This is a genomic window from Amycolatopsis sp. NPDC051128 (assembly GCF_040682715.1).
GTDB lineage: Bacteria > Actinomycetota > Actinomycetes > Mycobacteriales > Pseudonocardiaceae > Amycolatopsis.
In genome coordinates, this window is sequence record NZ_JBFBBN010000029.1 from 73,202 (window position 1) to 87,195 (window position 13,994).

12 protein-coding genes are annotated in these 13,994 nt (G+C 69.7%); 8 read left to right on the plus strand and 4 right to left on the minus strand.

What is annotated here, in order from left to right; translation table 11 throughout:
• Positions 1-96 precede the first annotated feature (96 nt).
• The 6 genes from AB0M82_RS26970 (at position 97) to AB0M82_RS26995 (ending at position 7,862) form a co-directional block, all read left to right on the plus strand.
• Positions 97-1,272: an IS701 family transposase gene (locus AB0M82_RS26970; protein ID WP_364727247.1), complete on the plus strand. Its 1,176-nt coding sequence runs from the start codon at positions 97-99 to the stop codon at positions 1,270-1,272.
• A gap of 547 nt (positions 1,273-1,819) precedes the next feature.
• Positions 1,820-3,034: a sigma-70 family RNA polymerase sigma factor gene (locus AB0M82_RS26975; protein WP_364727250.1), complete on the plus strand. Its 1,215-nt coding sequence runs from the start codon at positions 1,820-1,822 to the stop codon at positions 3,032-3,034.
• A 34-nt stretch (positions 3,035-3,068) separates the two neighbouring features.
• Complete coding sequence (locus AB0M82_RS26980) at positions 3,069-3,845, plus strand: GAF and ANTAR domain-containing protein (RefSeq protein ID WP_364727253.1); 777 nt, start codon at positions 3,069-3,071, stop codon at positions 3,843-3,845.
• A gap of 375 nt (positions 3,846-4,220) precedes the next feature.
• The gene (locus AB0M82_RS26985; protein ID WP_364727255.1) at positions 4,221-4,814 is read left to right on the plus strand and encodes a hypothetical protein; all 594 of its coding nucleotides are present in this window, start codon (positions 4,221-4,223) and stop codon (positions 4,812-4,814) included.
• Positions 4,815-4,951: 137 nt separating this feature from the next.
• On the plus strand, positions 4,952-7,270 hold the full coding sequence (locus tag AB0M82_RS26990) for an ice-binding family protein (RefSeq protein ID WP_364727258.1): 2,319 nt from the start codon (positions 4,952-4,954) through the stop codon (positions 7,268-7,270).
• 40 nt (positions 7,271-7,310) lie between these two features.
• Positions 7,311-7,862 carry a hypothetical protein gene (locus tag AB0M82_RS26995; RefSeq protein ID WP_364727260.1) on the plus strand — a complete coding sequence of 184 codons (552 nt, stop codon included), beginning with the start codon at positions 7,311-7,313 and terminating at the stop codon, positions 7,860-7,862.
• A 36-nt stretch (positions 7,863-7,898) separates the two neighbouring features.
• Here the strand turns inward: AB0M82_RS26995 and AB0M82_RS27000 are convergent, their stop codons facing one another.
• From AB0M82_RS27000 to AB0M82_RS27010, 3 genes are read right to left on the minus strand one after another with little or no spacing between them, the layout of a single operon-like run.
• Positions 7,899-8,657, minus strand: coding sequence for an ABC transporter permease (locus tag AB0M82_RS27000; RefSeq protein WP_364727263.1), 759 nt, complete (start codon positions 8,655-8,657; stop codon positions 7,899-7,901).
• A complete protein-coding gene (locus AB0M82_RS27005) occupies positions 8,654-10,183 on the minus strand; it encodes an ABC transporter permease subunit (RefSeq protein WP_364727266.1) in 1,530 nt (509 codons plus the stop codon). The genes AB0M82_RS27000 and AB0M82_RS27005 overlap by 4 nt, the downstream gene beginning before the upstream one ends.
• Entirely contained in the window at positions 10,180-11,136 is a 957-nt protein-coding gene (locus tag AB0M82_RS27010) for an ATP-binding cassette domain-containing protein (RefSeq protein WP_364727268.1), read from the minus strand. The genes AB0M82_RS27005 and AB0M82_RS27010 overlap by 4 nt, the downstream gene beginning before the upstream one ends.
• 116 nt (positions 11,137-11,252) lie before the next feature.
• Here AB0M82_RS27010 and AB0M82_RS27015 point away from each other — a divergent pair, with 116 nt between their 5' ends.
• Positions 11,253-11,924, plus strand: a complete 672-nt coding sequence (locus AB0M82_RS27015) for a response regulator transcription factor (protein WP_364727271.1) — start codon at positions 11,253-11,255, stop codon at positions 11,922-11,924.
• On the plus strand, positions 11,917-13,056 hold the full coding sequence (locus AB0M82_RS27020) for a HAMP domain-containing sensor histidine kinase (protein WP_364727273.1): 1,140 nt from the start codon (positions 11,917-11,919) through the stop codon (positions 13,054-13,056). Before AB0M82_RS27015 ends, AB0M82_RS27020 begins: the two co-directional genes overlap by 8 nt.
• Positions 13,057-13,098: 42 nt before the next feature.
• On the opposite strand, the gene AB0M82_RS27025 is transcribed toward AB0M82_RS27020, so the two are convergent.
• The gene (locus tag AB0M82_RS27025; RefSeq protein ID WP_364727276.1) at positions 13,099-13,971 is read right to left on the minus strand and encodes a PaaX family transcriptional regulator C-terminal domain-containing protein; all 873 of its coding nucleotides are present in this window, start codon (positions 13,969-13,971) and stop codon (positions 13,099-13,101) included.
• Between the last annotated feature and the right edge of the window lie 23 nt (positions 13,972-13,994).

Consider the following 13,994-nt stretch of genomic DNA (forward strand, 5'->3'; position numbering starts at 1 on the left):
GACAGTCGACGCCGGCCCACGGAGTTCCGCCCGCCTGGAGCGCGGCAACGGCTGGTTACCGCGACGCAGCCAGCGGTGTTGTGGTAGATCATCGTCGTGGTGGTCGATGTGGTGCTGGATCAGCTGGACCGGGTGCAAGACCGGATCGGGGGCCGGTTCGCGCGGTCGGAACCGCGCGCCCGGGCGCGTGAGTACGTGTCCGGGCTGGTCGCGGGCCTGGAGCGGAAGAACGGCTGGACGCTGGCCGAGCAGGCAGGCGAGGTGTCCCCGGACGGGATGCAGCGGCTGCTGCGCTGGGCCGGCTGGGACATCGACGGTGTCCGCGACGACGTGCGGGACTACGTGGTCGAGCACCTCGGCGAGCCCGGTGGCGTGCTGATCGCGGACGACACGGGGTTCCTGAAGAAGGGCACGCGCTCGGCCGGGGTGCAGCGGCAGTATCCCGGGACGGCGGGCCGGATCGAGAACTGCCAGATCGGGACCTTTCTCGCCTATGCCGGAGGACGCGGGCATGCGCTGATCGATCGTGAGCTGTATCTGCCCGAGCCGTGGATCGCCGACCGGGAGCGTTGCCGGCGGGCGGGGATTCCCGACGAGGCCGGGTTCGAGACGAAGCCGCGGCAGGCCATGGCGATGCTGGCCCGGGCATTCGCCGCGGGCGTGCCGTTCGCGTGGATCACCGCCGACGAGGCTTACGGGCAGGTCGGATACCTGCGGTCGTGGCTGGAAGCCCACGACGCCGCGCATGTGCTGGCGACCAAGGTCGACGACGTCCTGACCACCACGAACGGCGCCGAAGCCTGCGCCGACGAGCTGATCGCCGACCTGCCTGCCCGGGCGTGGCGGCGGTTGCCGGTCGGCGCCGGGGCGCACGGGCCCCGCGAGTACGATTGGGCGCGCGTGCCGATCCGGATCAGCCGGCAGGCCGGCCGCGGGCACTGGCTGCTCGCCCGACGCGAGGTCACCGATCCGACCGAGATCGCTTACTACGTCTGCTACGGACCCGGGCGCTCGACCCTGCCGGATCTGGCTTGGATCGCCGGGGCGCGGTGGCGGATCGAGGAGTGTTTCCAGCAGGCCAAGGACGAAGCCGGGCTCGATCACTACCAGGTGCGATCCTGGCGGGCCTGGTATGCCCACATCACCCTCGCGATGCTCGCCCACGCCTGGCTCGTCGTCTCCCGCTCCCTGGCCGCGAAAGGGGAACCGGTGCCGGCGAGCCAGGCAGCCCGCCTCAACCACTGCGAACGACGCGGCCAGCCTCCCACCTAACTGCCGTTGCAGTACTAATACCGCAACGATGTTGTTCAGCGTCGTCGTCGCGCTGACGAGGTCGCAAATCTCCGTGATCGCAGATTTCCGCACCTGCCCACGACAGAAAATTTGACCCGAAGTGGGGACCACGACTCAGTTCACCCGGTCGAGCGGGAATGTCCTCTGATCGTGTGGCAGGAACGTCGGTGCCGGCCGATCCTCATCGCGCTCGCGGTGACCGCCGACGGACGCCGCATCGCCCTCGGACCAGAGGTCTTCTCCCAGGAACTCCATGCCCCCGCCCACCAGGCCCCGCCATCAGCCAGACCGGCCTCGCCGTGCCAACCCTGGATTTTTGGCAAAACTTCACCGACCGAAGTCATAATCCATTTGGGGGTATCTGGTCAGTCCACTTGGCGTTTTCCTGCCGGGTGTTTACCATTTGAGCCGGTGACTATGGGCCTATGTGCAGGGACTTGACCCATACGCGTGATGATTGTGATTCTCTGCAGACCCGGTCCAGAATCTCGCCGGCGTGAATGCTCTAGCGGCGAGGGGTAGCACGATGGACGGTGTCGGCAGTGCCGTTGTGGGCTTGCGTGGCGGAAAACCTGATGCGGCGGCCCACGAGGGCACCGAAATGACACCAGGCGGGCACCCGGTCACCAGCGTCGTCTCCGTGCGGTGGTCACCCGGGTTCCTGCCGGGAGAAGCGGTTGGCACCACGACCGCCGTGCACGTTTCGGCCGCGGAGGCACCGGCGGATCGTGTGACCGCACGCGACGACACCGCCCCTCCGGCGGCGAACGCGAACATCGGCGAAGAGCCGGGCGAATCGCCCCGCCCGCCGGGGACCACGAGTCCCGCGGCTCGCTGCGACCGGGCGGCCGATCCCGCCGCCGGGCAGCCACGGGAAGCCGGATACCGCAGGGATCGTCCCGAGCGCTTCCACCCCGCCGAACACGGCAGCATCCCTGAACAAGGATCAGTCGTGTCACGCGCACCGATAGGTAAGCAGCTTGCCCGCGCTGGGCATCTCGCCCGAGACGCGAACATGATTCGCGCGACTCTCACGACCGGCCTCACCGGGACAACGATCGGATCCTCCTCGCGTCCGGAATCGGTCCCCCGGTGCAAGGCGGAGGTAACACATTCCATGTCCACCGAACTCACCGATCTCGTTCGCTCCGGCGAAATCGTTCACTACGGACAGCTGTTCGAGTCACATCTGGCCAGGGCGAGCCAGCTCGCCCGCAGGTATGCCGGTGACCTGTCGAACGCGGACGACCTGGTGTCCTGTGCCTTCGAGAAGATTCTCATGGCACTCGTCAGGGGAGCCGGCCCCAGTGATGACAGCTTCGCCGCATACCTGTACACCGTCATCCGCAACGAAGTGGCCTCCAGGGCCCATGAGGAACAACGCGAAAGATTACTGATCGAACATCTTCAGTCAGCTCCACCTGTCGAGGACTACTGGGATCACCTCGTATCCCGCTCTCGCGATTCCTTGTTTGTGGCAATGGCCCTCAAAGTATTCAGCCAGTTGCACCCCCGCCATCGCACAGTGCTGCACATGACGACCGTCAACCATGAACCCAAGTCCGCGGTGTGCGATGCGTTGAAAACCACGCCCAACGGGGCTGACGCCCTGGCTTACCGAGCGAGAAAGGAGCTACGACGACGATTTTGCGAAGAACGTCACAATGTCACGTACCGCGCTACCCGCGAGAACCACGGACTCCGGCAGCCGTTTCAGCTAGCGACAGCGGACGGTGACTAGAATTCGGAAGTTCGTCAATAATGCAGGAGTAATGGTGGGGCAAGCATACAACGGACCGGCCGAGAAGAACGAAAGACGCCTTTTCGAAACGTTCGTCGAACTGGCGGACACCCTGATCGACGGCTTCGACGTGGTCGAGTTCCTGCATCTGCTGACCGACCGGTGTGTGGAACTGCTCAACGTCGACGCGGCCGGGCTGTTGCTGGCCGACCAGCACGGCAAGCTGCGGCTGGCCGCGACCTCGAACGAGCAGGCCTGCGTGCTCGAGCTCACCCAGTTGCAGAACAACGAAGGGCCTGGCCTCGACGCCTTCGACACGGGAAGCAGGGTCAGCCACGGTGCGCTGGCCGAAGGGGACACACCGTGGCCGCGATTCGCCACCGCCGCGACCGAAGCGGGTTTCGGTGCGGTGGACGCCCTGCCGATGCGGCGGCGCGGCAAGGTGGTAGGCGCCCTGAACCTGTTCCATGCCCGGCCCGGGGGGCTGAGTTCGGACGCGATAGAGGCGGCGCAAACGCTGGCGGACATGGCGACTATCGGCCTGCTGCAGGAACGCTCCATCAGGCGCCACGAGATCCTGGCCCGGCAACTGCAGACCGCGCTGAGCAGCCGGGTGACCATCGAACAAGCCAAGGGAGTACTCGCCGAACGACTCGGAATCACCATGGACAGTGCCTTCGCGATGTTGCGGCGCGACGCGCGCAACCGCAATCTGAAACTCGCCGTGGTCGCCCACGCTGTCGTTACCGGCCGCACCAGCGTTTCCGGGCTCACGAGCGGTCCCCCACTGGCCCGCTCGGCCCGGCGCTAGCGCCGCACGGGTCCACATGGTGGATCACGTGGTATCAGCGTGCGGGACAAGCCGGCCCCGCGTCGACCAAGGTGTAAACCGACAGGAGGAGAGCAGTTTTGCAGCCCGACGACACCGAGAACCGGTGGTTCACGCCGATAGCTCCGAAATTCCCCGGTGAACCGACGCCGATCTTCGGCTCGGTCGCCGAGGCGGTGATGCAGAGGTTCGAGATGCCTGGACCGCGACACGCGGCAGCACAGACGACGCCGGACGAAACAGGTCAGCTGTGCGAGCGTCGGCCGTAACCCGATCGCACCGTGCCCGTCGCGTCCAAGCGTTGTGAACTCAGGTCGCCACCCTGAGGGTGTTGACCGTCGAGCGCCCGGGGCAGGCGTGGAGCCACCCATTCGCACCGGAAGCGGCCCTGGCCGAAGCTGGGGGCTCGCATTTCCGCGGATCGCTCGCAGGTCACGTCCGGATTTCCACACCAAGCACGAGGAGGTCGTTATGGTCAGGACTGTTCATCGCAGCAAGAAACGCGTGATTCTCGCATTGCTGGCGGTGTTCACGTTCGCCGGTGGCGGCATCGCGTTCGCGTACTGGACCTCGACCGGTACCGGAGCCGGTGCGGCGAAGACCGGGACGAGCACTTTGTTCACCATCATCGGCCAGACTCCTGTCGGCACGATCGCACCAGGTAACGCCGGGCAGACCGTCGGTTTCACCGTCACCAACCCCAGCGGCAGCCCCCAGTACCTGACTGCCGTGACTGTCGCGTTGGCCGGCCCCACCGGAACTCCGTGGGTGCCGCCCACGGGCTGTTTGATCGCGGACTACACGGCCACGATCACGACCGCGCCGCCGGCCGGTGACATCCTGGCCGGCGATTCCGTGACCGGAACGGCCACCGTGACGTTGGCGAACACCGAGGCCAACCAGAACCCGTGCAAGGGAGCTGACGTTCCGCTGTACTTCACCGCGACCTGACCCCACAGGCAGGCGCGCCCCTGGATGTGCCGCGGTTCCGCGGCACATCCGGGGGTGCCTGGCCGGATCGTCGACCCTCGAGCGGTGCCGCCACTCTCGCCGCTGCCGTGCACTGTGGACGGATTGCTGTTTCGACTATGACTGAACCCTCTGCTGGGGAGCGCACCCCCGGCCGGCGCCGTGCCACTCGCAGGCCGGCTCCGGCCGCCGTCCTGGCCGCCGTGCTCGCGGTCGTCCTGGTCGGAACAGGACCGGCGGCGGCGTACTGGACCGCGACCGGTTCCGGGTCCGGGGCAGCGGTCACCGGCACCCTTGCTCCGCCGGTCGACGTCACGGTCCCGGCGAACGCGACGCGGGATGTCCTCGTCAGCTGGACGCCCGCGACGAGTGGCGTGCCGCCGACGGGCTACTACGTCACCCGGAGCAGCGAAGGCACGCCCACGGCGGCTTGCGCGAGCAGTGCCACCGCGCTGATCGCGACCACCAGCTGCACCGACACCTCGGTGCCCGACGGGTCGTACACCTACGAGGTGACCGCCGTCCATACGTCATGGACCGCGCTCAGTGCCCCGAGCCAGGTCGTGACCGTGGTCAACGCCACCACGCTCGCTTTCACCGTCCAACCCACCGACACCGTCGTGAACGAGCCGATCACCCCGGCCGTCACCGTCGCGCTGAAAACCGCGGGCGGCGCCGCGGTCGCGTCGGCCGGGATTCCGGTGACGCTGACGGTCGCGACCAATCCCGCCGGCGGCACCCTCAGCGGAACCACGGTGGTCGAGACCGACGAAACCGGTGCGGCCACCTTCGACGGCCTTTCCCTCGACGAAGCCGGGACCGGCTACACGCTGAGGGCCACCAGTCCCGGTTTGACCACCGCGACGAGCGCGACATTCGCGGTGACCGCGCCTCCTCTTCTCGGTGCTGCCCAGGGGTATTCGGTCCTCGCCGGAACCGCCGTGGTGAGCACCGGGACGACGACTGTCAGCGGCGACCTCGGGGTGAGCCCGGGAACCTCGGTCACCGGATTCCCGCCCGGCACCGTCGGCGGGGACATCCACGCCGGGGACCCCGACGCGGCCGCGGCCCAGAGTGCTCTCGTGGATGCCTACACCGAACTGGCGGCCCGACCGCCGGATCGGGAGGTCATCGGCGATCTGGGTGGTCTGACCTTCCGCAAGGGCGTCTACCACAGCACAGCGGCACTCGCCTTGACCGGAACACTGACACTGGACGCCGAAGGCGACCCCAACGCGGTATTCATCTTCCAAACCGACGCCGCGTTCAACACCGCGGCCGCCAGCACAGTCACCCTGACGAACGGGGCACAGCCCGCCAACGTCTTCTGGGTGGTGACCGGAGCCGCGGGCACCGGCGCGAACTCATTCCTGTCCGGCAGCATCCTCGCCCAAGGAGCGATCACCCTCGGCGCGAGCACCACACTGATCGGCCAAGCCCTCTCCCGCGCCACCGTCACCCTCGCCGGCAACATGATCCGGTTCACCGACGCCATGCCGCCCACCGTGACCATCGACGGCGGCGCCGGCGCCGTCACCAAGGACACCACACCCACGATCACCGGGACCAGCAGCGCAGCCGCATCGAGCCCGGTCACCGTGACCGTCGCCGGGCAGACTCTGCTCACGACCATCGGCTCCGCCGGCACCTGGACCGTGACCGCCGCGGCACTCACCGCCGGTGTGCACGACATCGTGGCCAAGGTTCGTGACGCCGCCGGCAACGGCGGCACCGCCACCCAGACCCTCACCGTGGAGGTCAATCCGCCCACGGTGGTCCTCGGCGCGGCGCGCACGTACTCGGTGCTGGCAGGCACCAACGTGGTGAGCACCGGGACGACGACTGTCAGCGGCGACCTCGGGGTGAGCCCGGGAACCTCGGTCACCGGATTCCCGCCCGGCGTCGTGGGCGGGAACATCCACGCCGGGGACACCGAAGCGGCCGACGCACAAACCGATCTGCTCACCGCCTTGAACGATGCTTCGTCGCGCCCGCCCCACCGCGAGCTCATCGGTGATCTGGGTGGTCTGACCTTCCACGAGGGCGTTTACCACAGCACAGCGGCGCTCGCCTTGACCGGAACGCTGACACTGGACGCCGAAGGCGACCCCAACGCGGTATTCATCTTCCAAACCGACGCCGCGTTCAACACCGCGGCCGCCAGCACAGTCACCCTGACGAACGGGGCACAGCCCGCCAACGTCTTCTGGGTGGTGACCGGAGCCGCGGGCACCGGCGCGAACTCATTCCTGTCCGGCAGCATCCTCGCCCAAGGAGCGATCACCCTCGGCGCGAGCACCACACTGATCGGCCAAGCCCTCTCCCGCGCCACCGTCACCCTCGCCGGCAACACCTTGACCGGCATCACCCCCGCCCCGGCAACGGCCAGGACAGCACCCGTTCTCGTCCCCCGGGCAACGAACCTGACGGGACGGTGACACCGTGAACTGTGCCCCACTGCCGAGTACCGGCCTCGGCATGAACGTCGGCTTGGTCCTGTCGCTCGTCATCGGATGCCTCGCCGCCGGTACGGCGCTGACACTGGTGAGCCGGCGGCGCAACGGAACGCTCGCCGTCCTGCTGATCGTGTCGCTCGTCGGCGCCACCACCGCGCTCTTTCCGGCGACACCGGCGCACGCCACGACCTCGGATTGCGGCGCCGACGGGAACCACCCCGCCGGGAACTCCCTGACTGTCACGCAGACCTCGACCATGGACCATCTCGCACCCGGGGTCGCACCGGTGCCGATCACCGGCCTGGTCGTGAACAACGGCGACGACAGCACTTACCTCGCCGCGGTCGAGGTCCAGATCACCTCCGTCACGCCCGCACCGGGGTCACCCGCCGGCAGCTGCGATGCCGGCGACTACCTCCTGGTGAACGCGAGGATGCCCGTGGCACGGGCCCTCGGTCCCGGCGGCTCGGCACCCTTCACCGGAGCAGCCATCGGCTTCAGGAACAAGACCGTCAACCAGGACTCCTGCCAGAACGCGACCATCCACCTGCTCTACACCGCCAATCCCGATTAGGGGCCGGCCAGTGCTCACGTAACTGCCGTCGCGGTACTAGGCGTCGCGACCGCGCAGCAGCAAGCCGCCGGCCACGAGCGCCGTGGCGGCCCAGCCGGCGGTCACGCCAAGACCGGCCCAGGGGCTGATGGGCAGGCCGGCGAGATCGGTGGTGGCCTGGATGGCGAGGCCGGCGCTCATCGGCGCCATCTTCTCGAGCAGCCGCTGCCACTCCGGATCGCCGAGGGTCCGGGAGACGATGGGGACGATGTAGAGCAGGCCGAGGACGACCCCGATGCTGGTGGCCGAATCCCGCACGACGGTCGCGACGCCGAAGCTCAGCAGGCCGATCAGAACCAGGTAGAGGACCGTTCCGAAGACCGCGCGCAGCGTCGGCCCGTCGGCCAAGGACAGGGCCCGGTCGCCGGGGCCGGGCAGGATGAGCCGCCCGGCGAGCACCGCCCCGAGGACGGCGACCGTTCCACCGGCGGCCACGACGCCGGTGAGGGTGATGGCCTTGGCCGCGAAGGCGGTGGTTCGCCGCGGCATCGCGGTCAGGGTGGTGCGGATCATGCCGGTGCCGTACTCCCCGCCGATGCTCAGCACGGCCAGAATGGCGACCAGCGTCTGGCCGAGGTGGACGCCGGCGAGGGTGAGCTTGGTCGTGTCGCCGCCGCAGCCACGGGCCGTGCAGTTCACCACCGAGGTCGCCACGGCGCTCAGTGCCACCGTCGCCGCGACGGTGCCGAGCAGGAGCCGTCGGGGGACGGCGACGGTCCGCGTCTTCGTCCATTCCGCGTGCAGCGCCTGTCTCATGCGTCCCTCCGGTTGAGGAGGACGGCCGCGACGGCCAGGCTTGCCACCGCATAACCGGCCAGGACGGCGAAACCGGCCCAAGGAGCCAGCGGGTAGTAGCCGTAGTACGGCGTGTAGTTGCTGGCGACCTGGTCGTAGGGCACAAGCGTTTGCTGGACGGCGAAAGCCGCGCCCGGGGTCACCGTCGCCACTCCCGTCGACACTCCGGCGGGGACGAACGGGATGGCGATCAGGAGGTAGGGCAGCACGATGGCCACGACGACCGTGGTGACCGCGCCCGCACTGTGCCGGAAGACGGCGCCGAGGGACAGCGCCATGACCGAGGCGGTCGCGAGCAGCGCCGCGGTCCCGAGCGCCACCCGCAGGTCGGTCGAGGACGACGTCGGGAAGATGTGGACACCGTTACCCCGGGCGAGCCGTTCACCGAGCGGAACCGCGAGGATGGTCCCCGCCGAACCGGCCGCGAAGGTGACGAACCACAACACGATCGCCTTGGCCACCAGCACCCGGCTCCGCCTCGGGCTCGCGGCCAGGGTCAGGTGGATCGTCTTGGTCCGGTACTCCTCGGTGACGAACAGCGCCCCCACGACGATCACCGCGATCAGCGCGGCGAACGTGCCGGCGAGGATGTCCCGGAGGTGGCCGCCGGTCGGCAGGCTGTCGCGGACAGCGGGCGCTATGTCGCCGGCACCGGTCACGGTGAACCGGGCGCCGGACTCCGTGAACGAACCCGAGGTGTTCCCCGGGTAACCGGCGAAGCTGGGGGATTCGGCTCCCACCTGATCGCCTGTCCAGGTGCCATCGGCCCAGCCCCCCTGGGTGCGAAGATCTTCGAAGGTGGCCGTGGACACGCTGCCGGCCGTGCCCCCGCCGCCCACGGAAGGCGGGGAGGCGACGAACAGCCCGACCTGCGCGGTCGATCCGAGCCCGCGCACCCGCGCGGTGCCCACCTCGGTCCATTTCGTGCCGTCGAGGGAGACGTGGCCGGTGATCGTCTCGCCTGAGCGGTCCAGCCGCAGCCGGCGGGGGGACTCGGCGGAGACCGCGCCGGGGAGGCCGGCGGTGTCGTCGACGTAGTCGTGCTGCATCCGCACGCCGTGGTCGCCGGTGACCATGATCGCCGCGTAGGGCGAGCCCTGACGGGTGCCGTCCTTGATGATGAGGCCGGCCTTCGCCCACGGCACGGAGCCCGGCCGCAGGTTCCCGGGGCCCGCGGGGACGCTGCTCTCGAGCGCGGACACCGAGACCGTGACGCTGCCGTTTCCGGCCAACGGCTGGTGGACGAAGTAGAAGCTGTCGGTGACCGGCTCACCGCCGGGTCCGGTCGGCACCGGTGGCGCCCCCTTCTGATCGCTGCTGAGCCCGGCGAGCAGCGCGACCAGCACCACCATCAGCGCCGCGGCCGCCATGCCGGTCACCCAGCCCCGGACGGTGCGGAACTTGGTCCATTCCGCGTGCAGCACCTGAAGGAAGCCGTCCCGCCCGGCTCGGCCAGGTCGGTGCGGCTTGCCGGCCGGGGCGGTCACCGTGGCCCCTCGGCGGGCGTCGCGGCGCGGAATTCGGCCGCGTCGCGGGTGAGTTCGAGATAGGCCTCCTCCAGCGTGGCGCGGTGCGCGGAGACCTCCGAGAAGGGGACCGCGGCGTGGTTGAGCGACGCCACGACGCGATCCGCCGGCAGGCCGGAGACGGTGACGGTGTCCCGGGCGGTGGCCGCCACGGCAGCACCGGCCTCGGCGAGCACCGTCATCGCGGCCCGGGTGGCCGTGGTGCGCACGGCCACCCGGTTCCCGGACGCGGCCGCGATCAGGTCGGCCACACCGGCGTCGGCGATGACCTTGCCGCGCCCGGCCACGACGAGATGGTCGGCCGTGCCCTGGACCTCGCCCATCAGGTGACTGGACACCAGGACGGCGCGGCCCTGCGCGGCCAGCGACCGCAGGAAGCCCCGCAGCCAGATGATGCCTTCCGGGTCCATGCCGTTGAACGGCTCGTCGAGCATGACGATCGGCGGATCGCCCAGCAGGGCGGCGGCGATCCCGAGCCGCTGCCGCATGCCGAGCGAGTAGCCGCCGGCCTTGCGCCGGGCCGCTGACGTCAGGCCGACCTGCTCGATCACCTGGTCCACCCGCCGCGTGCCGAGGCCCTGCGAATGGGCCAGCCAGAGCAGGTGGTGGCGAGCGCTCCGGCCGGGGTGCGCGGCCGACGCGTCCAGCAGTGAACCCACGTGGCTCAGCGGGCGCCGAAGGGCGCGGTACGGCTTTCCCGCCACCAGCGCGGTGCCCGCGTCAACCGCGTCCAGGCCGACGATCACCCGCATCGTGGTGGACTTCCCGGCCCCGTTCGGCCCCACGAAACCGGTCACCAGTCCAGTGTGGACGGTGAAGGACATGCCGTCGAGGGCTTGGATCCGCCCGTACCGCTTGCGCAGCCCGGCGACGACGATCCCGGGAGCGTTCATCGGGGTTCGCTGTGGTCTCATGCGGAAAGTTGTAGACGGCGGCCGGTTCCGGCCCGGTCTCGGCGACTGCGACCTGGTTGGAACCGGCCACCTGGCATCGTGGAGCGCATGACACGGCAAACCGGTTGTGGCCCGCGGTGAGGGTTCTGGTGGTCGAGGACTTCGAGGTGCTGGCTCGCTCCATCGGCACCGGGCTGCGCCGCGAGGGTATGGCCGTCGACGTCGTGCTGGACGGGACCGACGCCCTCGACCGCTTGGTCGCCACCCGCTACGACGTGGTGATCCTCGACCGGGACCTGCCCGGCGTCCACGGGGACGACATCTGCCGGCGACTGGCCCGCGACCGCCGCGACACCCGCGTGTTGATGCTGACCGCGGCCGGCACGATCGAAGACCGCGTCGAAGGGCTCGGCCTCGGCGCCGACGACTACCTCCCCAAGCCGTTCGCCTTCGCCGAACTGGTCGCCCGGGTCCGGGCGCTGGCCCGCCGGGCCACCCCGCCGCTGCCCCCGGCCCTCTCGTGCGGGGACATCACCCTCGACCCGGCTCGGCGGACGGCGTTTCGCGCCGGACGGCGCCTCGAGCTCAGCCCCAAGGAGTTCGCGCTCCTGGAATGCCTGCTCGCCGCACCGGGTCTGGTCCTGTCCGCCGAGGAACTCCTCGAACGAGCCTGGGACGAAGCGGCCGACCCGTTCAGTTCCGCGGTCAAGCACACCATGCACCGGTTGCGCGCCAAACTCGGCGACCCGCCCGTGATCGTGACCATCCGAGAAGGCGGCTACCGGATCGGACCACCACACCATGGCTGATCCCCAGCCGCTCCCCCGGCGGTCGTTGCAGGCCCGGCTCACGCTCTTCTACGCCACCGGAATCTTCCTCGCCGGGCTCGTGGTCCTCGCCATCGTCACGGTCCCGCTCGCCGGCATCCAGTCGACCACCACACCCGCCAACAGCCCGGCCCCGGCCGTGCTCACCGGAACCGGGGACGGAATCGGCCCATCTCAGCTCCTGGTCGGCTCCGCCGTCGCCGTCGCCTTCCTCGTCCCCATCGCCTGGGTGGTCGGCTGGTTCGTCGCCGGCCGCTTTCTGCGGCCCCTGCGGGCCATCACCGCCACCGCCAAAGCCATCTCCGCCGGAAACCTCCACCAGCGCCTCGACCTCGGCGAGCCCGCCGACGAGCTGACCGAGCTGGGCGCCATCCTCGACGACCTCTTCGCTCGCCTGGAAGGCTCCTTCGACGCTCAGCGGCATTTCGTCGCCAACGCTTCTCACGAACTGCGCACCCCGCTCGCCGGTCTGCGGACCCTCCTGGAAGTCGCGCTCGCCGATCCCGACGCCGATGCCGACGCCCTCCGCACGACCTGCCAGGAGGCTCTCGCCGTCGGCGGGTACCAGGAGCGGCTCGTCCAAGCACTGCTCGCCCTGGCCACCAGCGAGCGCGGCATCACCCGCCGGGACACCCTCGACCTCGCCCACGTCGTTCACCGGGTGCTCACCCCCCGCCGAGACCAGGCGCCGCAGAGAAGCATCGACCTCGCCGAACACCTCGCACCCGCGGTGACGGCCGGAGACCCGGGGCTGATCGAAAGCCTCGCCGCCAATCTCATCGACAACGCCATCCGCCACAACCACCCGGGGGGCCACGTGGAGATCACCACGCTGACCGCCGGCACACAGGCCACCCTGACCGTCACCAACAGCGGGCCGGTCATCCCGGGCGACCAGGTCCAACGCCTCTTCCAGCCCTTCCAAAGACTGGTGCCCGACCGGAACAGCCGCCGCGACGGCTACGGACTCGGTCTCGCCATCGTCAACGCCGTCACCCAAGCCCACCACGCCACTCTCACCACCACCGCACGCCCCGAAGGCGGCCTGACCATCACGGTGCGATTCCCGCACACTGCTCATCAGGGGGACGACCACGCGAGGCTCACGACGTGAAGGGCGCGCCCGCTTCCGGGGATCCGGAATTGTTCACGGGAATCATTCGTCCACGATGAACTCGAGGAGCTCGGCGGCCTGCTGCTGCGCCGGGCGCGCCAGCTGCCACCGCAGGGACCGGAACAGCTGTTCCGCGGCCACCCCTGGCCAGTCCTCCGGCAACAATGCCAGTGGCAGCCGGGGATCGCGGCGGATGAGCAGCAGCCACTCCGCTTCGACGCGGACCTGGCGCGCCAGCTCGCCGAGGCCGCCCCGCGCCGGCTCCGACCATCGTTCGCAGAACCGGCCGTACCCCTCGGCGAGCACGGCGAGATCCCACGCCTCCCGCGCGATCCGGACCGGATCGGTCCACATGAAGGCTTCCGCACGGAACACCTCGGCGTGCGGGAGCAGGTCGAGTTCGGCCAACGCGGGAGACACGTCCTGGCACGAGGCCGAAACCCACAGGCCGCTGCGCAGCGGACCGAAACCCAGCCATTCGAGCCGGGTGCGCAGCGCGTGCCGGTCCGCGCGCCGGGCCTCCGGAACGGAGAAGGTCAGCAGCGTCCAGCGGCCGTCCCAGTCGCGGTCGACGACCGGGCCTTCCAGCCGGCGCAAACCCTCCCGCAGCACGGATTCGCCGTGCGGCGTCAGGCCGAGGAAGGCTTGCCGGCCGCGGCGGGCGGTCCGCAGGAGCTCACGCCGGATCATCCGGCTCAGGGTGGCGCGGGTGGCGTGCTCGCCGACGCCGAGTTCGGCCATCACCGTGAGCACGCTCCGGGTGGACAGCGCGATGCCGTGGTCGAGCACGTGGATGCCGAACAAGGTGAGCAGCAGGGTCTCGGGCCGCACGACCACACCCGCGTCGGCGCTCTCGGCGGAGTGCGCGACGGCCGGCACACCGTCACGGTCGTCCGGATGGACGCGTTCCACCATGCCACCAGACTACTGTTCGGCTG